Consider the following 20,300-nt stretch of genomic DNA (forward strand, 5'->3'; position numbering starts at 1 on the left):
GGCATCCTCAAAACGGGCTCACGACCGAGAAGAAGCGGCTCAGCCACCCCTGTCGGCTGGCGCGGGCGACGTCGCCCTTGCCGGTATAGGCGATCTGCGCATCGGCGACGCGGGTCGACAGGACGCGGTTGTCGGCGCTGATGTCGGCGAGGCGGACGAGCCCCTTGATCCGGACATATTCGTCGCCGCGGTTGAGCGTGACGCGCTTTTCGCCGCGAACCAGCATCGTGCCGTTGGGATAGACCTCCGCCACCGTGACGCTGACCTCGCCCGACAGCGAGTTCGCCTGGTCGGTCGATCCCTTGCCGTCGAAGCTGCGGTTGCCGCTGGCGCTCGCGTCGCTGCGGCTAAACAGGTTGAGCAACCCGGTCGCGGGCGGGGTGATGCCGCCGCTGCCGCTGCTGTCGAGCTTGGAGCTCGCCGACTTCGACGCCGCGGTGCGTTCGACCAGCACGATCGTCAGCGGATCGCCGACGCGGCCGGCGCGCCAGCCCTCGTACAGTGCCGAATAGCCGGTCGACGCCTGGAAGATCGAGCCGTTGGCATAAGCGGGCGGCGTCGCCGGCGCGATCGGGGCGCGCGCCGAGGAGAAGTCCTCGGGCGGCTTGCGCTTCTTGAAGAGGCGCGCGTCGGCACCGACCGGGGCGAGCGCGACGGCGAGCAATGCGGCGAGCGTGAGGGTGCGGCGCATCAGATGTTCTGGTTGACGTATTTGAGCATGTCGTCGGTCGCGGAGATCATCTTCGAATTGACCTCGTACGCGCGCTGGGTCTCGATCATGTCGACGAGTTCCTCGACGACGTTGACGTTCGACGCCTCCAGCATGCCCTGACGGACGTTGCCGCGACCCTCCTGCCCCGCGATGCCGAGGTTCGCCGCGCCCGATGCCGCGGTCTCCAGCAGATAGTTGTCGCCCTTGGACTGGAGCCCGGCGCCGTTGGGGAAGCTCGCGATCTGGATCTGGCCGACCTGCTGCGCGGCATCGGCGCCGGGCACGGTCGCGGACACGGTTCCGTCGGTCCCAATCGTGATGTTGGTGGTGCCTTCGGGGATCGTGATCCCCGGCATCACCTGATAGCCTTCGCTGGTGATCACCAGCCCTTCGGGGCTGCGCGAGAAATTGCCCGCGCGGGTGTAGCCGAGCTGGCCGCCGGGCAGCTGCACCTGGAAATACCCGTCGCCGTCCAGCGCGAGATCGAGGCTGTTGCCGGTGGTCTGCATCGATCCTTGGGTGTCGATCCGCGCAGTGCCCTGGATCTTGACGCCGGTGCCGAGGTTCAGCCCGGTCGCGTATTTGGTTTCGGAACTGCTCGCCGCGCCGGGCGCGGTGACGATCTGGTAGGCGAGCGTCTCGAACGCGGCGCGATCACGCTTGAACCCCGTCGTGTTGACGTTGGCGAGGTTGTTCGAGATGACGCGCATGCGCATGTCCTGGGCGTCGAGCCCGGTACGTGCGACGTGCATGGCGGATGTCGGCATCGATCAGATCCTTCAGCTCGGCAGGCGCATCAGCGATGCACCGCTCTCGTCCATGTCCTTGGCGGACTTCAGCAGGTTGGCCTGCACTTCGTAGCTGCGCTGGTTCTCGATCATGTCGACCAGCGCCTGGGTCATGTTGACGTTCGATCCTTCGAGCGCACCGCCCTGGATCTTGGCATCGGCATTGTCGGGCAGCGCCCCGCCGCCGCGGACGCGGAGCAGATTGTCGAGGCCCTTCACCGTGTCGGAACCCTTGGTCGACGCGATCTTCAGCTTGTCGAGCACCGTCGGTGCCTTTGGATCGCCACCGCGCGGCACGATCGAGATCGTCCCGTCGCCCGCGATCGAGAACGAATCGTACGGCGGCACCGTGATCGGGCCCGACTGGCCCTGGACGATGAAGCCGTCGCCGGTCTGGAGCACGCCCGAAGGCGCGACCTCGAGATCGCCGCGGCGGGTATAGGCCTCGCTGCCGTCGCCGGCCTGCACCGCGAGCCAATCGTCGTTGCCGTTGATCGCGATGTCGAGCGGACGTCCGGTCTGCTGGATCGAGCCGGGCGAACGATCCGCGTCGGTGACTTCCTCGCTGGTCGGCGCGCGCGCCTCCAGCGTGGTGCCGTTGCCGGTCAGGCTGATCCGGTCGAACACCACGCGATCGGCGCGAAAGCCGGTCGTCGACGAATTCGCCATGTTGTTGGCGATCGCGGCCTGCGCCGCCATGTGCGCGCGCAGGCCCGTCGCCGCGGTGTAGACCAGCTTGTCCATGCGCTATCCCCGGCCCGCGTCGATCACGAGCGGATGTTGAAGATGGTCTGCGAGATCTGGCTCGCGGTATCGAGCGCCTTGGCGTTCGCCTGGAAATCGCGTTGCGCGGCGATCAGGTTGACCAGTTCCTCGGTGATATCGACATTCGACCGTTCGATCGTGCCCGACATCAGATTGCCGAAGCCGTTGACGCCCGCGGAGCCGAGCTTCGCTTCGCCCGAGATGCCGGTCGCCTGCCAATAGCTGCTGCCGAGCTGGCGAAGCCCTTCGGGGTTGGAGAAGTTGGCGAGCACGACCTGACCGAGCGCCTGGGTGTCGCCGTTCGAGAAGCTCGCCTTCACGATCCCGCGCTCGTCGACCGACACGCCCTGGATCTGGCCGACCGCCTTGCCGTCCTGGCTGCGTGACGACACGTTGAACGGCTGCGCCAGCTGAGTCGAATCGACCCCGAACTGGAAGGCGAACTGCTGCGGAGAGGTGCTGCCCGCGGTGGTGAACTGGTCGAAGTTGAAGGCGCTGGTCGGGCTGACGAGCGCGCCGCTGGGATCGAAGGTCGCGGTGACGCTCGGCTGGCTGCCGACGGTCAGCTGCTTGTCGCCGACGAAGCTGTAGACCTGCCAGGTGCTGTTCGGATCGGTGCCGGTCGGTGTCGTCGCGCGCTTGAAATAGTTGGTCAGCGTCAGCGCGTTGCCGTTGGTGTCGTACACCGTGGTCTGCGCCGACTGATTGTAGCTGGTCGGATCGAACCGGTCGAAGGTGGCGGTCGACGGCACCGCGGCGTTGGCGTTGAGGTTCAGCGACATCGCGACGTTCTTGGTCGGCACCGCGGTGCCGCTGGTCGCGGGAAGCTGCAGGCTGATCGCGGCGTCGAGGCCGGTGGCGACGACGGCGCCCGAACCGTCGACCGGATAGACCTGGAGGTGGCCACCCTGCGAATCGACGACGTAGCGATCGGCATCGACCAGAAAGCCGCCGTTGCGGGTATAGTCGACCCGTGCGCTCTCGAGTTCGGGCTTGACCGCGAAGAACCCGTCGCCGGAAATCGCGAGATCGAGCGTGTTGGCCGACTGGATCAGGTTGCCCTGGCCAAACTGCTGGCGATTGGCCTTCACCACGGTGCCCGACCCGACCTGCTGCGCGGGGTTCAGCGACACCGACGAAGCGATGACGTCGGCGAATTCGGTGCGGCTCTTCTTGAAGCCGTTGGTCGCGACGTTCGCCAGATTGTGCGAGATCGTCGCCATTTCGGTCTGCGAGGCCTGGAGACCAGAAAGCGAAGTGTAGAAGGACATGGGAATTTACTCCTGGAAAACGGGTTTCAGCCGATCGAGCGGATGGCGGTGACGGGGACCTGGCCGATGCCGGGCAGGGTGAGGGTGGCGGCACCCGAGGCGGTCGACACCGATTCGACGGGCGCCCAGACCAGCGCGGTGGCGCCGACCGTGGTGCCGTTGTTCTGTGCGGAGACGCTGACGGTGTAGGGGCCGGGGCCGGCGGCTTCGCCCGAGGCGGTGGTGCCGTCCCAGTCGAAGCTGGTGGTGCCCTTCGCCTGCTTGCCGAGCGACATCGTCTTCAGCACCGCGCCGTTGCTGTCGGCGATCGTGACGCGGACGTCGGAGGCGGCGGCGCCGACCTCGACCGCGCCGGAGATCCCGCCCGAGCTGCGCGGGTAGGCGGTGTTGCCGGCGGTCAGCACGGTCTTGCCGATATACGAGACCGCATCGGCGGTGGTCGTGCCGCCCAGCTTGTCGGAGATCGACTTCAGCGTCGACGACATCTCGGAGATGCCAGCGAGCGACGAGAATTGCGCCATCTGCGCGACCATCTGGGTGTTGTCGACCGGACTGAAGGGGTCCTGGTTCTTCATCTGCGCGGTCATCAGCTTCAGGAAGTCGTTCTGCCCGAGCGTCGAGGCGCCCGACGCCTTCACGGTCGCAGGGTTGGAGGTCCGCGCGATGCCGAGGTTGGCGAGCGTGGTGTCGAAGGAAGTTGCCATGATCAGCGGCCCATCTTGAGGGTGTCGATGATCAGCGACTTGGCGGTCTGCATCACCTCGACATTGTTCTGGTAGGAGCGCGCGGTCTCCATCATGTCGACCAGCTCGCGAGTCTCGTCGACCGCGGCAGCGAAGACGTTGCCGTCCTTGTCGGCGAGCGGGTTGGACGGATCGTAGCGCTTGGTCGGCTCTTCGCCCGCGGTGACGACCTTCTCGACGTCGACGGTGGACATGCCCGACGCGGCGTCGAAGCTGGTGCGGAACACCGGCTTCATCGTCTTGTACGCGGCCTCCGCCGATCCCGCGGTGCCGCCGACATTGGCGAGGTTCGACGCGGTTGTGTTCATGCGCACGAGCTGCGCGGTCATCGCCCGGCCGGCGACCTGGAAGATGGAGAGCGGGTCGGCCATCCTATTCGCCCTTCAGCGCGCGGGTGATTTGCCCGATACGGCCGTTGAGGAACGACAAGGTGGTCTGATACTGGACGGCGTTCTCGGCGAAGGCGGTCTGTTCCTGGCTCAGTTCGACGGTGTTGCCGTCCATCGAGGTCTGCAGCGGCACCCGGTATTTGGTCGCCGCCTCGATCCCGCCCGCATTGTCGCCCTCGGCCGACGCGAGCGCCGCCTTGAAGTCGATGTCGCGTGCCTTGAAGCCGGGGGTCGAGGCGTTGGCGATGTTCGACGCCAGCACGCCCATGCGCTGCGACCGCACCGCGAGCGCCGCACCATGAACCCCGAACAGACTTTCTCCGGCCATCGCCGTATCTCCTGCGCTTGAGTGCGCATGGTCGACTAAGCAATGGACGTGCCAGATTGTGGATCAGTGGGTCGAAAGCGATGAATTTGCCGGTTTTTCGGGTGCGAGCGGGGGACCGGCAACGATAACGGCAAGTTGTTGCCGGTGCGGCAAGGGTCGGTTGCCGGGGAGGTCCGGGATAGCTCCCGTGCTTACCTCGCACCCCCGGCATGGGAGGAGTGTAGATCCTCCCCCGATTTCGCTGGTGGCGGAGGGGGCCTCTCCACCAATTCAAAGCCCCGTTGGCACGCCCCTTGCACAGCCCTCGCGCATGGATGCAGTCGCCTTCCTCATCGATCCCGCCGCGGTCGCCATCGTCGGTGGCGGTACGCTGCTCGCAGTTTGCCTGCGGACGCCGGCGCGCGATATCGCTCGGGCGCTGTCGGCGCTGCGGACGCTGGCGCGGCGGCGGTTCGACGCGACGCCGCTGGTCGAACAGCTCGCCGCCCTCGCCCGGATCGCCAAGCGCCACGGCGTCATCACGCTCGACAAATCGGTGATCACCGACCCCGATCTCGCCGCAGGGATCGCCGCCATCGTCGATGGCCTGCCCGCCGACGAGGTCACCGCGCTGGTCGACGATCGCCGCCGCGCGCGGATCGATCGCCACGTCGCCGCCGCCGACGTCTGGGCCGCCGCCGCCGAGGCCGCGCCCGCGATGGGCATGATCGGCACGCTGGTCGGGCTCGCGCGGATGTTCTCGGCGATGAGCGATCCGGGCGCGATCGGCGCGGCGATGGCGATCGCGCTGCTCGCGACGCTCTATGGCGCGCTGCTCGGCAACCTCGTCTTCCTGCCGGTCGCCAGCCGGCTCCGCACTGCGGGGCGTGCCGAGGCATCCGAGCGCGCGCGCATCGCCGCGCCGCTCGCCAGGCTGGCGACGCGCGAGACCCCGCGCGCGCTGACCCCCGCGACGACGTTGCAGAACGCCGCGTGACCGCGATCGCCTATCCCGATCCGCCCGCCGGCCGCCCGCTCTGGCTGGTGACGCTCGCCGATCTCGCACTGTTGCTGGTCGGCTTCTTCGTGCTGCTCCAGGCCCAGGGCAACGATCGCGCGGCGCTGGCGCGCGGTTTGCGCGAAGGCTTCGGCGTCTCCACCCCCGATCCCACCCCCCTGCCGGTCGCCGCCGACGGTGTATTCGATTTCGCCCCCGGTTCGGCAGCGCTGCCCGGCTCGACCGACGCGATCGCGCGATGGGCGAGCGACGCCGCACGCGATCCGCGGGTGATGCTCACCGTCACCGGCTTCGTCGACGGCAGCGCCGCGGACGTCGATCCCGCCACGCGCAGCGCTGCGTTGTTGGCAGCGGATCGCGCCCGCGCGGTCGCGGCGGCGATCGCGGGCAGCACCAGCGCGCGGATCGCCATCACCACCAGCCAAACGCCGGGCCGTCGCGCCGCGCTGGTCACCCTCGCCTTCGCCGGCGAGCGCAAGGACCAACCATGATCGCCCTGCTGCTTCTCGCCGCCGCCTTCCAGGATACCGCCTCGCTCGACCGCACGGTCTCCGCCTTCACCGGCCGCCCGCTCGGCGCCGAAGGCGGCGCGCGCACCCCGATCGACACGCGGCTGCGGCTCGCCGCCTGCCCGACGGTGGCGTTGTCGTGGCGTACCGAGGCGCACGACGCGGTGGTGGTGAGCTGCGCGGGCCCCGACTGGCGGATCTACGTGCCTGTCAACATGCCGGTCGGTGCCGCCGCCGCCCGGGTGCAGCCCGCCGCCTATGCCAAGCCGATCAAGGTCGATCCGGTGATCCGCCGCGGCGATCCGGTGGTGATCGAGGCAGGGTCGACGGGCTTCGCCATCAGCCGCGAAGGCGTCGCGCTGGCCGACGCCCAGCCGGGCGCGCGTTTCCTGGTCCGCGTCGACGATGCGCGCCAGCCGGTCCAGGCGGTCGCGGTCGCCGATGGCCGCGCCACGCTGCCGGGCTGGGGCGAGTGAATCTTTTTCGCTAAACTTCGTCCGCGGCAGGCCGTTTATCCACGTGTCAGCCAGACCAGAAGGGTGCGGACATGATGGAAGCGATCGGGATCAAGGCAGTAGGAGGGGAGCGAAGCGTCACGCGCATCGCCGCGACCGCGCCTGCGACGCCGGTGGCAAGCGCCGCCACGCCGACCCCGGCACCCACCCCCACCCCGGCACCCTCGCCGATCGCCAGCCAGGCAGCCGGCGTCGCCAAGCAGCTCTCCTCGTCGCCCCCGGTCGACATGGAACGCGTCGCCGCGATCAAGCGCGCCATCGCGGACGGATCCTTCCCGATCCTGCCGTCGACGATCGCCGATCGGCTGCTCGCCCTCCGGCTCGAATGGGCACCCAATGGCAAAGCGTGAGGCCCTGATCCGGGTGATCGACGCGCTCCATGCGGAGATCGCGGCGCTGAAGGCCAACGACGTGGTGGCGCTGGAACGCGCGACCGCGGACAAGCTCGCGGGCATCGAGACGCTCGCCCTGCTCGGCACCGGCCCCGCCGGCCCCGAGCTGCGCGAACTCGCCGATGAGGCGAACCGGCTGAACGAGACCAGCCGGATCTATGTCAACCTGATGGCGGCAAATGTCCGCCGCCGCCTGCAAGTTCTGACCGGCGAAAGCGGTGCCGGCTACCGGCCGACGCTTGCCGGGGCGTACGCGTAGGGGATTACCCTCCCCGCTTCCACCACCCCGGCGAAGCCCGGGGCCCAGGTGGGGAAGCCAAGCGGTTGATCGCCGCGCTCCGTCACCCAAGCCCGTTTACCTGGGCCCCGGCCTTCGCCGGGGTGGTGACTTGAGATAGCGACGGCTCCGCGCATCCATTCTGGCACGCGTCTTGCTGATAATCCACCAGCATGACCGTCAACTCCATCACCACCGGCCGGATCCAGTCGGCGATCGCCCAGGCGAGCAGCCGGACCGGCGTCGATTTCTCGTATCTGCTCGGCCAGGCCAAGCTCGAGAGCGGGCTGAACGCGTCCGCGCGCGCGGGCACCTCCTCGGCGTCGGGGCTGTACCAGTTCATCGAACAGAGCTGGCTCGCGGTGGTTAAGAAGCACGGCGCCGAGAACGGCATGGCCTGGGCCGCCGACAGCATCGGCCAGACCGGCAGCGGCCGCTACACCGTCGCCGACGGCGCGACGCGCCAGTCGATCCTCGCGCTGCGCAACGATCCGGCCGCCGCCTCGCTGATGGCCGCTGAGCATGCGTCGGACAACAAGAGCGCGCTGGAAGGCACGCTGGGGCGGACCGCCAACGGCACCGATCTCTACATGGCACATTTCCTGGGGCTCGGCGGCGCCAAGAAGTTCCTGTCGGCGATGCAGAACAATCCGGACGCCGGCGCATCGGCGTTGTTCCCCGCCGCTGCCGGCGCCAACCGCAACATCTTCTACGCCGCCAACGGGCAGCCCCGCTCGCTGTCGCAGATCTACGACCGGTTCGCGGCCAAGCTCGACAACGCGTCCGCCAGCGCGGGCGTCGTTCCGGGCGCCGCGGCCACGGCCAACTACGCCGCGCAGGCGCTCGACGTCGACGGATCGACCGTCATCACCGGGACCAACCAGAGCGCCGAGGACGCGCTCAGCTGGGCGACCGCGGCGATCGGCCGGTTCAAGGGCGATACCCAAGTCGCCAGCGCCAGCCTGTTGCGGCCGACCCCCGACACCGCCCGCCTCGCATACATGATGCTCGCGCGGATGGGTGGCTGAGATGCTCAACAAGCTGCTCTCCAACGGCCGCGCCGCGGCGCTGCCACTCGCGATCCTGCTGCTGGTCGTGGTGATGGTGGTGCCGATCCCGGCGGCGCTGCTCGACGTGTTCTTCGTCGCCAACATCGCGATCAGCCTCGCGGTGCTGATGGTCGCGCTCAACGCGCAGAAGCCGCTCGATTTCTCCGCCTTCCCGACGGTGCTGCTGTTCGCGACGCTGTTCCGCCTCGGCCTCAACGTCGCCTCGACCCGCATCGTGCTGGTCCATGGCCATGAAGGCGAGGCCGCGGCCGGCCATGTGATCGAGGCGTTCGGCACCTTCCTGATCGGCGGCGACTATGTCGTCGGCATCTTCGTGTTCGCGATCCTGATGATCATCAACCTGATCGTCGTCACCAAGGGCGCGGGCCGGGTGTCCGAAGTGTCGGCGCGGTTCACGCTCGATGCGTTGCCCGGCAAGCAGATGGCGATCGACGCCGATCTCAACGCCGGCCTGATCACGCCCGACGAAGCCAAGGCGCGCCGGGTCGAAGTATCGACCGAGGCCGATTTCTACGGCTCGATGGATGGTTCGTCGAAGTTCGTGAAGGGCGATGCGGTCGCGGCGATGCTGATCCTCGCCGCCAACGTGATCGGCGGGCTGATCCTCGGCCCGGTCAGCCACGGCATGACGATCGCAGCGGCCGCCAAGAGCTACATCCTGCTCGCGATCGGCGACGCGCTGGTCGCGCAGCTGCCGTCGCTGATGCTATCGATCGCCGCCGCCGCGATCGTCACTCGGGTCGCGTCGGACAAGGACCTTGCCGGCCAGATCGGCAGCCAGTTCGGCGCATCGCGGACCTGGATGCCGGTCGCGGGCATCCTCGGCCTGCTCGGGGTATTCCCCGGCATGCCGCATCTGGTGATCCTCACCGCCGCCGCGATCGCCGGCTTCGCCGCGTGGAAGCTGCGCCAGATCGAGCGTCGTCCGCCGCCGGTGGTCGAGGTGCCGGTCGAGGCCGTCGACCAGTCGCGGATCGGCTGGGACGAGGTCGCCGACGGCATGCAGGTCAATCTCGACATCGGCTACGGGCTGGTGCCGCTGGTCGACGAGCGCCGCGGCGCGCCGTTGATGGGGCGGATCACCGGCGTTCGGCGACAGCTGTCGAAGGAACTCGGCTTCGTCGTCCCGCAATGCCGGGTCCGCGACGACATCAATCTGGCGCCCTATACCTATCGCATCCTCGTCAACGGCGTGATCGTCGGCGAGGACCAGGTCTCGCCCGACGACATGCTCGCGCTCGACACCGGCCAGGCGTTCGGCGCGCTGTCCGGCAAGACCGCCAAGGACCCGACCTTCGGGCTCGACGCGACCTGGATCGCGCCGGGCGATGCCGACGCCGCGACCGGTGCGGGCTACCTTGTGGTCGATGCGGGCACGGTGATGGCGACGCACCTCAACCACCTGCTGGGCCAGAACGCCACCGATCTGCTCGGCCCCGACGAAGTTCAGGCGCTGCTCGACGGGCTGAAGGAGCGCGCCGGGCATCTGGTCGCCTCGCTCACCCCGCAGCCGCTGTCACTGACCACGCTGACCCAGGTGCTGAAGGGTCTGCTCGCGGAGAACATCCCGTTGAAGGAATTCCGTCGCATCGCGCAGGCGATCACCGTCGCCGCGCAACGCTCGCAGGATGCCGAGGAGATCATCGAGATGATCCGCCCCGAACTCGGCGCGCTTATCATCCAGAAGCTGTGCGGTGTGCGCGAGCCGTTGCGCGTCATGACGCTGGAGGGGCAGCTCGAAGGGCTACTCGGCCAGGCGATGCGCGCGGACACGTCGCGCCGCCACGTCATCGAGCCCGATCTCGGCCGCCGCATCGTCGAGGCGCTGCAACGCGCCGCCGCGCCGCTGGTCGCCGAGGCGAAGCCGTTCGCGCTGGTCGTCCAGCCCGCGATCCGGATCGCGATCCGCAAGCTCGTCAAGACCTGTTTGCCCGACACCCCGGTGCTGTCCTTCTTCGAAGTGCCCGAGGAGAAGTCGGTCGAAGTCGTCGCCGTGATCGGCGCCGCGCAGCCGGCGCTCGCGGCATGAGCGCGGAACCGATGAAGGGCGCGTTCGCCGCGGCCCAGCCGCTGACCTATTCGCCCAAGCAGCGCCCGGGCGGCGACGCGGAGGCGCTGGTCCGCCAGCATCTGCCGCTGGTCCGCCGGATCGCGTGGCACGTCCACGGATCGATGAGTTCGATCGTCGAGGTCGAGGATCTCGTCCAGATCGGCCTGGTCGCGCTGGTCGAGGCGGCGGGCGCGGCCGAAGAACAGGGCCCGAGCTTCCGCAGCTATCTGCAGACCCGCCTGCGTGGCGCGATGATCGACGAACTGCGCCGCCAGGCCACGACGACGCGGGGCGCGATGCGCCGGCGACGTCAATACGCCACCGCGGTCGCAACCCTTACCTCAGCGACGGGCACCGCCCCGGGAGAAGCCATGCTCGCCAACCACCTCGGCGTCACGATCGAGAAGCTGCGTGCGGACTATGTCACCGCGGAGGCGATCCGGTTCGAACCGATCGACGACGTCTATGCCGACGACCTGCCGTGGTTCGCCGACGACGCGCCCGACGCGTTCGAACAGCTCGCCGACAGCGACCTGCGCGATACGCTGATCGCAGCGATCTCGGCACTGCCCGAGCGCGAGGCTCAGGTGATCCAGCTCTACTATGTCGAGGAACTCAATCTCGAGGAGATCGGCCTGGTGCTCGGCGTCGGTTCGGCACGCGTCTGCCAGATCAAGAGCGCCGCCCATGCCAAGCTGAAGCGCGCGCTCGGCCGCCGAATTTAGGTCGCACCGTTATCGATCCATCTCCGCTGGAACCAGCGGGCGATCCGATCGAGCCTCTCCCCGTCGATGCAAGGGGGGACACTGGCATGATAACGAAACTGATATCGATCGGGTGCGCTGCGATGATCGCGGCGGCACCCGTTGCCGCTTCTGCGCAGGCCGACGAGGCCGCGCGGGCCGAGACGATCAAGACGCTGGCCGACAAAAACGCGAAGACCGAGGAGAGCAACCGACAGTTCGCGGGGCTCGACTTCGGTGTCGGACTGTCGTTCTCGGTCGACATCGGGGTCCGCGACCGCGTGGTCACCGCGACGCTGGTCGACAATCTCGTGCGGATCGAGGACGAGAACAACGACCGTGCGCGCGTCATGCTCGAGTCGCATTATTTCTTCACCCCCGGTGTCGGATCGGCGATGGGCGACGGCAAGGACGTCAAGCTCGCGCGCTGGGGCGTCGGTCCGTTCGTCGCGCTCCAGCCGGGCACCGACGAAGTGATCGAGGCGGTCGGCATGGGCGTGATGGTGGGGTTCCGCCGCGGCCAGACCGGACAGAGCTTCAACGTCGGCGTCGGCTATGTGGTCGATCCCAACACCCGTGTGCTCGGTGACGGGATCGTCAAGAACAAGCCGTTGCCCGGCAACGAGACCGAGATCCGCTTCAAGGACGTCGCCCAGACCGGGTGGCTGATCCTGACGTCGTTTTCGTTCTGAGCGGGCGGGGTCTAGCGGCTGGCGTTCCGCTTACCTCCGGCCATGCCTGAGCCCCCTCGAAAACAACAAAACCCCGGCGGCTGGTGGCCACCGGGGTTCGCTGTGGTCCGCCACCGTCACCCTTGGGGGGCGGTGCCGGGGCGGGAACGCCTGATTACTTCAGCAGCTGAAGCACGCTCTGCTGGGTCTGGTTCGCCTGGGCGAGCATCGCGGTGGACGCCTGGCTCAGGATCGATGCCTTGGCGAGCGCGGTCGATTCCGCCGAGAAGTCGGCGTCTTCGATGCGGCTCTTGGCGTCCGACAGGTTGGTCGCGTTCGAGGTCAGGTTGGTGACCGCCGACTGCAGCCGGTTCTGCGAGGCGCCGAGCTTTGCGCGTGCCGTGGTGACGTTGGTCAGCGCGGTGTCGAACGCGGTCTCGCTGAAGGTATAGGTCGCGGTGCTGACGTCGATCGCCGAGCCGCTCGACGTCGCGACGCCCGAGACGTCGACGCCGCCGAAGCTGATGTCGACCGCGTCGGCGGCGACCGCACCGGCCTGGACCTTCACGGTCGCGGCGGTGGTCGGGAACAGCGCGACGTTGTTGAACTTGGTGTTGGTCAGCGTGCTGTCGATCTGCTTGCCGAGCGCGTCCATCTCTTCCTTGATGTTCTTGCGATCGTCGACCGAATAGGTGCCGTTGCCCGCCTGCACCGCCAGTTCGCGCATCCGCTGCACCATGTTGGTGACCTCGTCGAGCGCGCCGTCGGCAGTCTGGATCATCGAGATGCCGTCGTTGGCGTTGCGCACGCCCTGGTTCATGCCGCGGACCTGCGCGGTCATCGACGAGGCGATCGCGAGGCCGGCCGCATCGTCCTTGGCCGAATTGATGCGCTTGCCCGTCGAGAGCCGCTCCATCGCGGTCGACAACATGGTATTGGCCTTCATCGACGCATTCGCCGAGCGAAGCGCCGAGATGTTGGAAGCGATAACAGTCATGGTCCAAATCTCCGTCTGATCGGTGCTCCCCGCCGCCCCCAGAGCGGAAGGACCAAGCATCCAAATGCTAGAACGGCAGGACAGGACCGGGCTTTAGCGGGAAAATGCATCGTCCCTGGGCGCCCGTTGCCGCCCCCGCCCGGCTCCGTTCACGCGCGCGCGTAGGCGGCGGCGCGCCCGCCCGTATGTGCGCCCGGAAATAATTTGCCGGGGCGGCAAGGCCTTTAACCAGAGATTTACCACCTTGGTCGCATTCCCCGGGCTGTTCTTGGGGGAACACCATGCGTACGATCTTTCCGACTGCTGCCGTTACCGCCCGCCGCTACGCGCTGATCTCCAGCCTTCGGGCTCAGGGGTTCGGCGTCGGGTCCTTCGAGACCGGGCCGGCGGGCCCGCGCGATCTGTTCCTGGTCGCCGACGGCGAGGCGGTGACCGCCCCGGCGCGCACCGTGGTGATCGGCGAAGACGGCCGCCACGTCATCCCGTCGCAGGACGGCAACCCGGCGCGGATCGCGTTCGGCGCCGCCGATGCCGCGATCGGCTACGGCTTCGCCCGCGCCCTCGTCGCCGGACCCGACACCCCGACCGCGGCGGACCCCGAGAGCCTCGCCCTCCTCGCGCTCGCCGAGCGTGTCGCACAGGCCGACATCACCGTGCTGATCAACGGCCCGACCGGGACCGGCAAGGAGGTGCTCGCCCGCGCGATCCACAACGGATCGACCCGCAAGGACGGCCCGTTCGTCGCGATCAACTGCGCCGCGCTGCCCGAGACGATGCTCGAGGCGCTGCTGTTCGGCCATCAGAAGGGCGCCTTCACGGGCGCCTCATCGGGCGGCGAAGGCTTCTTCCGCGCCGCCAACGGCGGCACCATCCTGCTCGACGAGATCGCCGAGATGCCGATCCAGCTCCAGGCCAAGCTGCTCCGCGTGCTGCAGGAGCGCGAGGTGGTGCCGATCGGCGCATCGACCCCGCAGCCGATCGACGTCCGCGTCATCGCCTGCGCCAACCGCGATCTGCAGGGCGAAGTCGCCGCCGGCCGGTTCCGCGCCGATCTCTATTACCGCCTCTCGGTATTCCCGCTGACCACCAAACCGCTCGCCGAGCGCCCGCAGGATATCCCTGCGCTGACCGCGACGATGATCCTGCGTCACGCCGGCACGCGCGCGGTGGTGCCGTGGCCGACCACCGCGGCGCTCGATGCGCTGATGCGGCACGACTGGCCCGGCAATGTTCGCGAGCTCGAGAACGTCGTCCAGCGCGCGCTGCTGTTCGCCACCGGCGACACCATCGAGGCGAGCGACGTGGTGTTCGACCGCCCGGTGACCTTCACCTTCCAGCGCTCCGCCCAGCCGATCCCGCTGCACGCGCCCGCCCCCCCTGCGGCGCCGGTCGCCAGCGAGCCCGCGACGCTCGGCAATATCGTCCAGATGAGCGAGTTCGCCGCGATCCGCGAGACGTTGCAGGCATGCGGCGGCAGCCGGATCGAGACCGCACGCCGGCTCGGCATCTCCGAACGCACGCTGCGCTACCGCCTCGCCAAGGCGCGCGAGCAGGGCGACGACATCGCCCGCCAGCATGACCTGCGAGCATCGGCATGAGCGTCTCGGGTGTCGGCGGCGCGATGAGCGTCGACCGGGTCATGCAGCTCCGCGCGCAGATCCTGGAACGCAACCAGGCGCTCGCCCGCGCCGGGACCACCGATGCGGCGGCGGCACCGCAGTCGACCAAGCCGGGCAGCTTCGCGGACACGCTCGACAGCGCGCTGAAGCAGGTCAACGAGGGCCAGAACCAGGCCGCCAAGCTCAGCGAAAGCTACGAGCGCGGCGAGACGATCGACATCGCCAAGGTGATGCTCGCCCGCCAGCAGGCCAGCGTCGGCTTCGAAGCCACGCTGCAGGTCCGCAACAAATTGCTGTCCGCCTACAAGGACATCATGAGCATGCCGGTGTAATGTCATGAGCACAGCCCTGATCCCCACCAACGCCGGCGCGCCCGAACGGTTCGCCAACCCGCTGCTCCAGATCCGCGGCGTGCTCGCGCAGCCCGCGGTCCGCCGCTCGCTGCCGATGGCGCTGATGATCGCGCTGATCGGTGCCGCCGCGCTCGCGTGGATGGCGTTGTCGACGCCGACCCAGAAGACGCTGTTCACCGGCCTGCCCGATGCCGACAAGGCCGCGGTCACCGCCGCGCTCGACCAGGCGAACATCAAGAGCCATATCGACGACGGCACCGGTTCGCTGACCGTCGGCGAAGAAGATTTCAGCCGCGCGCGGATGCTGCTCGCCGGCCAGGGCCTGCCCAAGGCGGCGCCCGGTGGCTATGCGATCCTCGATCAACTGCCGATGGGCGTCAGCCGTGCGGTCGAAGGCGAGCGCCTGCGCCAGGCGCGCGAGAGCGAGCTCGCCAAGTCGATCCAGGAGATCGATGCGGTGTCGGAAGCGCGGGTTCACCTCGCCATGCCCGAAAGCTCGGTGTTCGTGCGCGACAATGCCGCGCCGTCGGCGTCGGTGATCCTGAAACTACAGGGTGGCCGCTCGCTGAGCGATGCGCAGGTCGCATCGATCATCAACCTGGTCGCCTCGTCGGTGCCCGGCATGAAGCCCGAGGCGGTGACGATCGTCGACCAGCTCGGCGCGCTGCTGTCCAAGCCCGGCGGTGCCGACGGTGCGGGCGCGCAGGGCGACCAGCGGCTCGACATCCAGCGCCGCGTCGAGGACAAGTATCGCGCGCAGCTCGTCCAGCTGCTGACGCCGCTGGTCGGCGCGGGCAACTTCACCGCGGAGGTGCAGGCCGACGTCAATCTCGACGAAACCCAGGCGACCCGCGAAAGCTACGACAAGGCGGGCACGCTGCGCGCCGAGACCGGCAATTGGGTCGGCAACCTGAAGGATGGCGGCGGCGCCCCCGGCGGTATCCCCGGCGCACTGTCCAACACCCCGCCCCCCGCCAGCCAGCTGTCGACCCCGCAGGCCGCCAACGGCGCCAGCGGATCGGCGACGCCGCAGCCGGTCGCGGGTGGCCCCGCCCCCGATCCCGCCAAACAGTCGGACGCCTTCCAGCGCGCCTATGATCTCGGCAAGGAAGTCTCGGTGACGCGCAACGCGCCGGGTTCGATCAAGCGGCTGTCGGTCGCGGTGCTGCTCCGCGATCCCGACAAGACCCGCCGCACCGCGATGGAGATCACCCAGATCACCGATCTGGTGAAGAGCGCGGTCGGCTACGACCAGACCCGTCAGGACAATGTCACCGTGATCAGCCGCAAGTTCGCCGGCACCGATGCCGCCGCGGATGCGGGGCCGGCCTGGTACGACAATGCCTGGCTGCCGATCATCGCGCGCAACGTCACCGCGGTGCTGATCGCGCTGCTGGTGCTGATGCTCGGGGTCCGCCCGCTGTCGAAGGCGCTGATGAAGAAGCGCGACGATGCGCCGCGCCCCGCCCTCGGCGGCCCCGTCGGATCGCCCGCGGTCGCGGGTAGTGCGCCGGTCAGCCTCGACCAGCTCGAATCGACCCGCGGCTATGACGACCGGATCGGCGCAGTCCGCGGCTTCACCCGCGACAACCCGACCCGCGCCGCGCTCGCGGTGCGCGACATGATCAAGGCCGACGCCAAGTGACCACTGCCTTGCGCACCTATACCGGGGTCGAGCGCGCCGCGGTGCTGATGATGCTGGTCGGCGAGGAAGAAGCCGCCGCGATCCTCCAGAAGCTCGAACCCGAAGAAGTCCGCCAGCTCGGCAAGGCGATGTTCAACGTCGCCGACGTCAGCGAGCAGGAGGTCGAGGACGTGCTCGACGACTTCGTCGGCCATGCCCGCGAACGGACCGCGATCGGCTTCGATCCGCGCCCGCAGATCGAGGCGGTGATGAACCGCGCGCTGGGGCCGGACAAGGCGGAGAGCGTGCTCGCGCGGATCACCCCGCCCGAGGCCGCGTGCGAGCTGGAACTGCTCGACTGGCTCGACGCGACCGAGATCGCGCAGATGATCGAGAAGGAACATCCGCAGATCGCCGCGGTGCTGATCGCCAACCTCGATCCGGTGATCGGTGGCCAGGTGCTCGAATTGCTGCCCGAAGCGGCACAGCCCGACATCCTCCACCGCATCGCGCGGCTGGGCCCGATCACCCCGGAAGCGGTCGACACGCTGAAGACGCTGCTCGCCAACCGCACCGGCGGCGGTGCGCAGTCGCAGGGCGTGACGCTCGGCGGCACGCGCGAGGCGGCGAAGATCCTGTCGGGCGCGCGCAAGGCGACCGAGCAGCGGGTGATGCCGAAGCTCTTCAAGATCGACCGCGACGTCGCCAAGGCGATCGAGGAGGCGATGTTCGTCTTCGACAATCTGCTCGACATGGACGACAAGAACCTGGGTGCGCTGATCCGCAACGTCGACGGCGACATCCTGACCAAGGCGCTGAAGGGCGTCGATGCGGCGGTGAAGGACCGCTTCCTCGGCTGCATGTCGGCGCGCGCCGCCGACGGCATCCGCGACGAGATGGAGGCACGCGGGCCGATGAAGCTCGCCGAAGTGCTCGACGCGCAGAAGGCGATGATCGCGATCGCGCGTGGGCTCGCCAAGGACGGCACGATCATGATGGGCGGGGGCGAGGACGATTATGTCTGATTTCCACGCCGGGTTCGCCGCGCGCCACGATGCCGCGGCGCATATTCTCCAGGCGGTGTTCGCGCCGCCGATGGGGTTCGCACCTGCGGACCTGCGTGATGCCGCCGCGATGCCGCGGCCGCGCCACTTCAGCCCCGCCGATGCGAGCCATAATCCGACCGCGGGGTGGAACCCGCTCGATCCGGCGGGGGCGCCGAGCCCGTTCATCGATCCCATCGAGACCGCGCACAGCGCGGGTTACGAAGAGGGTCTCGCCGCCGCGGTCGCCGCGTCGCGCGATGCGGCGGCGCGCGACGAACAGCTGCTCGCGACGCTCGGCGACGCACTCGCGAGCGGCGGGCGTGTCGACCGCGAACAGATCGCGCGGCGGCTTCGCCAGACCGTGCTGTTCCTGGTGACGCGGCTGGTGGGCGAGGTCGGCGTGTCCGCGGACCTCCTCGGCGAGCGCATCGATCTGGCCGCGGAACTGCTCGCCGACTCCGCCGAATCGGCGTTGCTGCGGTTGAACCCCGCCGATGTCGCGCTGGTCAAGGGCAAGTTGCCCAAGACCGTGTTCGCGGCGGGAGACATGGGGGTCGGGCGTGGCAGCTTCGTGCTCGAAAGCGCCTCGACGATCGTCGAGGACGGGCCCGATCTGTGGATCGACCAGCTCGCCACCGCGCTCGATCGTGCCGTGGTGCCGCCCGCGTGCTGAACCGGTTCACGGCCGATTATCTGGAGACGCTGGGTGCCGCCGACTTCCGGCCGGCGCCGCGCGTCTCGGGGCGGCTCGCATCCTATGACGGACTGTTGATGGAGGCGGTCGGACTGTCGCTGCCGGTCGGCACGGTCTGCCAAGTCGGCGATCCCGCCACCGGTGTCGAAGCCGAGGTGATCGGCTTTCGCGGTGGGCGGACGCTGATGATGAACCTCGGCGGCCCCGCGGCCTTGCTGCCCCAGGCGCCGGTCCGCCCGATCGGCGCACCGGGCGAGGCGGAGGTCGGCGACGCGCTGCTCGGCCGGGTGGTCGACGGCGCGGGCAAGCCGATCGACGGCCTCGGCCCGATCCGCGGTGCCGGGCGCTGGCCGCTCGCGGGCAAGCTGCAATCGCCGCTCGATCGTGGCCGGGTGCTGGAGCCGCTCGACGTCGGCGTCCGTGCGATCAATGGATTGTTGACGGTCGGCCAGGGTCAGCGGGTCGGCATCATGGCGGGTTCCGGGGTCGGCAAATCGGTACTGCTCGGGATGATCGTCCGCGCCGCCAAGGCCGACGTGATCGTCATCGGCCTGATCGGCGAGCGTAGCCGCGAGGTCGCCGACTTCCTCGAGACCAAGGTGGCGGGGGCGGCGCGGGCGCGGTCGGTGGTGGTCGCGGTGCCCGCCAACCATTCCCCGGTGCTGCGGATCCGCGGTGCGCTGCGGGCGACCGCGATCGCGGAAGGGTTTCGTGCCGAGGGCAAGAAGGTCCTGCTGATCATGGACAGCTTGACGCGCGTCGCACATGCGGGCCGCGAGATCGGGCTGGCGCTGGGCGAACCCGCCTCCGCGCGAGGGTATCCGCCGAGCGCGATCGCGATGCTGCCCAACCTGATCGAGCGCGCCGGAGTCGATGTCCGCACCGGCGGATCGATCACCGCGATCTATACCGTGCTCGCCGACGGCGACGACGGCAACGATCCGGTGGTGGACGCCGCGCGATCGATCCTCGACGGGCATATCGTGCTGAGCCGCGCGCTCGCCGAACACGGTGTCTATCCGGCGATCGACATCGGGCCGTCGGTCAGCCGGGTGATGACCGACATCGCCGCGCCCGCGCATGTCCATGCCGCCCGGTCGCTGCGCCGGCATCTCGCCACCTATGAGGAAAATCGCGATCTGGTGCTGATGGGCGCCTACCGCCCCGGTGCCGATCCGCGGATCGATGCCGCGATCGCCTGCCACCCCGCGATCATGGAATATATCCGCCAGGATGCGGATGCGAACGTGCCGCTCGGCGATGCGATCGCGGAGCTGACCGGCGTGTTCGGCGATGGCTGACGCCAAGAAGCTGGCGCGGCTGCACCGCGTCCGCACGCTGCAGTTGAACCTGACCCGCGCCGACGAGGCGCGCGCCTGCGACAAGGCCGCGAGCGAGGCGCTGCTCGCGTCACGGATCACCGCGCTCGCCGACGCGGTAGCCCCCGCCGCGCAATTGGCCACCGCCGCGAACCTGTCGGCCAGCGCACATTTCCGCGAGCGCCTCCACGATTCCGCAATCGCCGCCCGCGCCCGGGTCGACGCCGCCGAGCAGTTCGTCGCACGCGCGGCCGAGGCGACCCGCGCCGCCAAGCGCGACCAGAGCGCGATCGAGAAGCTGATCGCGCGTGCCGATACCGACGCGGTGCTGAAGGCGATCCGCGCGCTGGAAGCCGCACCGGCCACGAGGAGCGTTCGGCACGATCCTTGCTGAGTGGGCGATACCAGCCTGCTTAAGACGAGAAACG

At 68.9% G+C, this 20,300-nt stretch carries 24 protein-coding genes; 16 read left to right on the forward strand and 8 right to left on the reverse strand.

The features are described from left to right. Nucleotides 1–7: 7 nt before the first annotated feature. Genes ACT009_RS11315 through ACT009_RS11345 form a run of 7 tightly spaced genes read right to left on the reverse strand, consistent with a single transcriptional unit; the run spans nucleotide 8 to nucleotide 4,996 of the window. Nucleotides 8–691, reverse strand: a complete 684-nt coding sequence (locus ACT009_RS11315; protein ID WP_445191182.1) for a flagellar basal body L-ring protein FlgH — start codon at nucleotides 689–691, stop codon at nucleotides 8–10. After that, complete coding sequence (flgG, locus tag ACT009_RS11320; protein WP_445191183.1) at nucleotides 691–1,479, reverse strand: flagellar basal-body rod protein FlgG; 789 nt, start codon at nucleotides 1,477–1,479, stop codon at nucleotides 691–693. Before flgG ends, ACT009_RS11315 begins: the two co-directional genes overlap by 1 nt. A 12-nt stretch (nucleotides 1,480–1,491) precedes the next feature. Beyond that, nucleotides 1,492–2,244, reverse strand: coding sequence for a flagellar basal body rod protein FlgF (locus tag ACT009_RS11325; RefSeq protein WP_445191184.1), 753 nt, complete (start codon nucleotides 2,242–2,244; stop codon nucleotides 1,492–1,494). Between the two features lie 23 nt (nucleotides 2,245–2,267). Beyond that, nucleotides 2,268–3,536 (reverse strand): flagellar hook protein FlgE, encoded by a 1,269-nt coding sequence (locus tag ACT009_RS11330; RefSeq protein ID WP_445191185.1) that lies wholly within the window; start codon nucleotides 3,534–3,536, stop codon nucleotides 2,268–2,270. A 26-nt stretch (nucleotides 3,537–3,562) separates the two neighbouring features. Then, entirely contained in the window at nucleotides 3,563–4,240 is a 678-nt protein-coding gene (locus ACT009_RS11335) for a flagellar hook assembly protein FlgD (RefSeq protein ID WP_445191186.1), read from the reverse strand. Between the two features lie 2 nt (nucleotides 4,241–4,242). Continuing rightward, nucleotides 4,243–4,650: a flagellar basal body rod protein FlgC gene (gene flgC, locus ACT009_RS11340; RefSeq protein ID WP_445191187.1), complete on the reverse strand. Its 408-nt coding sequence runs from the start codon at nucleotides 4,648–4,650 to the stop codon at nucleotides 4,243–4,245. Between the two features lies 1 nt (nucleotide 4,651). Continuing rightward, complete coding sequence (locus tag ACT009_RS11345) at nucleotides 4,652–4,996, reverse strand: flagellar basal body rod protein FlgB (protein ID WP_445191188.1); 345 nt, start codon at nucleotides 4,994–4,996, stop codon at nucleotides 4,652–4,654. Nucleotides 4,997–5,306: 310 nt separating this feature from the next. Here ACT009_RS11345 and ACT009_RS11350 point away from each other — a divergent pair, with 310 nt between their 5' ends. From ACT009_RS11350 to ACT009_RS11390, 9 genes are all read left to right on the forward strand, one after another. Continuing rightward, nucleotides 5,307–5,972 carry a MotA/TolQ/ExbB proton channel family protein gene (locus ACT009_RS11350; protein ID WP_445191189.1) on the forward strand — a complete coding sequence of 222 codons (666 nt, stop codon included), beginning with the start codon at nucleotides 5,307–5,309 and terminating at the stop codon, nucleotides 5,970–5,972. Further along, nucleotides 5,969–6,484: a hypothetical protein gene (locus tag ACT009_RS11355; protein WP_445191190.1), complete on the forward strand. Its 516-nt coding sequence runs from the start codon at nucleotides 5,969–5,971 to the stop codon at nucleotides 6,482–6,484. The genes ACT009_RS11350 and ACT009_RS11355 overlap by 4 nt, the downstream gene beginning before the upstream one ends. Beyond that, nucleotides 6,481–6,978: a flagella basal body P-ring formation protein FlgA gene (locus ACT009_RS11360; protein ID WP_445191191.1), complete on the forward strand. Its 498-nt coding sequence runs from the start codon at nucleotides 6,481–6,483 to the stop codon at nucleotides 6,976–6,978. Before ACT009_RS11355 ends, ACT009_RS11360 begins: the two co-directional genes overlap by 4 nt. A 71-nt stretch (nucleotides 6,979–7,049) precedes the next feature. After that, complete coding sequence (gene flgM, locus ACT009_RS11365; RefSeq protein WP_445191192.1) at nucleotides 7,050–7,367, forward strand: flagellar biosynthesis anti-sigma factor FlgM; 318 nt, start codon at nucleotides 7,050–7,052, stop codon at nucleotides 7,365–7,367. Beyond that, nucleotides 7,354–7,668: a flagellar protein FlgN gene (locus ACT009_RS11370; protein WP_445191193.1), complete on the forward strand. Its 315-nt coding sequence runs from the start codon at nucleotides 7,354–7,356 to the stop codon at nucleotides 7,666–7,668. The genes flgM and ACT009_RS11370 overlap by 14 nt, the downstream gene beginning before the upstream one ends. Before the next feature lie 191 nt (nucleotides 7,669–7,859). Further along, nucleotides 7,860–8,714: a lytic transglycosylase domain-containing protein gene (locus ACT009_RS11375; RefSeq protein WP_445191194.1), complete on the forward strand. Its 855-nt coding sequence runs from the start codon at nucleotides 7,860–7,862 to the stop codon at nucleotides 8,712–8,714. Nucleotide 8,715: 1 nt separating this feature from the next. After that, nucleotides 8,716–10,785: a flagellar biosynthesis protein FlhA gene (flhA, locus tag ACT009_RS11380; RefSeq protein WP_445194073.1), complete on the forward strand. Its 2,070-nt coding sequence runs from the start codon at nucleotides 8,716–8,718 to the stop codon at nucleotides 10,783–10,785. Further along, nucleotides 10,782–11,531: a sigma-70 family RNA polymerase sigma factor gene (locus ACT009_RS11385; protein ID WP_445191195.1), complete on the forward strand. Its 750-nt coding sequence runs from the start codon at nucleotides 10,782–10,784 to the stop codon at nucleotides 11,529–11,531. The genes flhA and ACT009_RS11385 overlap by 4 nt, the downstream gene beginning before the upstream one ends. Before the next feature lie 86 nt (nucleotides 11,532–11,617). After that, on the forward strand, nucleotides 11,618–12,241 hold the full coding sequence (locus ACT009_RS11390) for a hypothetical protein (protein WP_445191196.1): 624 nt from the start codon (nucleotides 11,618–11,620) through the stop codon (nucleotides 12,239–12,241). Nucleotides 12,242–12,395: 154 nt separating this feature from the next. Here the strand turns inward: ACT009_RS11390 and ACT009_RS11395 are convergent, their stop codons facing one another. Continuing rightward, the gene (locus ACT009_RS11395) at nucleotides 12,396–13,217 is read right to left on the reverse strand and encodes a flagellin (protein ID WP_445191197.1); all 822 of its coding nucleotides are present in this window, start codon (nucleotides 13,215–13,217) and stop codon (nucleotides 12,396–12,398) included. A gap of 281 nt (nucleotides 13,218–13,498) precedes the next feature. On the opposite strand from ACT009_RS11395, the gene ACT009_RS11400 reads away from it, so the two are divergent. Genes ACT009_RS11400 through ACT009_RS11430 form a run of 7 tightly spaced genes read left to right on the forward strand, consistent with a single transcriptional unit; the run spans nucleotide 13,499 to nucleotide 20,266 of the window. Beyond that, nucleotides 13,499–14,815, forward strand: coding sequence for a sigma-54 interaction domain-containing protein (locus ACT009_RS11400; RefSeq protein WP_445191198.1), 1,317 nt, complete (start codon nucleotides 13,499–13,501; stop codon nucleotides 14,813–14,815). After that, entirely contained in the window at nucleotides 14,812–15,168 is a 357-nt protein-coding gene (fliE, locus tag ACT009_RS11405) for a flagellar hook-basal body complex protein FliE (protein ID WP_445191199.1), read from the forward strand. The genes ACT009_RS11400 and fliE overlap by 4 nt, the downstream gene beginning before the upstream one ends. 4 nt (nucleotides 15,169–15,172) lie before the next feature. Continuing rightward, nucleotides 15,173–16,834: a flagellar basal-body MS-ring/collar protein FliF gene (fliF, locus tag ACT009_RS11410; RefSeq protein WP_445191200.1), complete on the forward strand. Its 1,662-nt coding sequence runs from the start codon at nucleotides 15,173–15,175 to the stop codon at nucleotides 16,832–16,834. Then, nucleotides 16,831–17,838, forward strand: coding sequence for a flagellar motor switch protein FliG (gene fliG / locus ACT009_RS11415; RefSeq protein WP_445191201.1), 1,008 nt, complete (start codon nucleotides 16,831–16,833; stop codon nucleotides 17,836–17,838). Before fliF ends, fliG begins: the two co-directional genes overlap by 4 nt. Then, nucleotides 17,831–18,532, forward strand: coding sequence for a FliH/SctL family protein (locus ACT009_RS11420; RefSeq protein WP_445191202.1), 702 nt, complete (start codon nucleotides 17,831–17,833; stop codon nucleotides 18,530–18,532). Before fliG ends, ACT009_RS11420 begins: the two co-directional genes overlap by 8 nt. Next, complete coding sequence (locus ACT009_RS11425; protein WP_445191203.1) at nucleotides 18,526–19,854, forward strand: FliI/YscN family ATPase; 1,329 nt, start codon at nucleotides 18,526–18,528, stop codon at nucleotides 19,852–19,854. Before ACT009_RS11420 ends, ACT009_RS11425 begins: the two co-directional genes overlap by 7 nt. Further along, on the forward strand, nucleotides 19,847–20,266 hold the full coding sequence (locus tag ACT009_RS11430) for a hypothetical protein (protein WP_445191204.1): 420 nt from the start codon (nucleotides 19,847–19,849) through the stop codon (nucleotides 20,264–20,266). The genes ACT009_RS11425 and ACT009_RS11430 overlap by 8 nt, the downstream gene beginning before the upstream one ends. The last annotated feature ends 34 nt before the right edge of the window (nucleotides 20,267–20,300 follow it).

The organism is Sphingomonas sp. Tas61C01 (assembly GCF_052567495.1).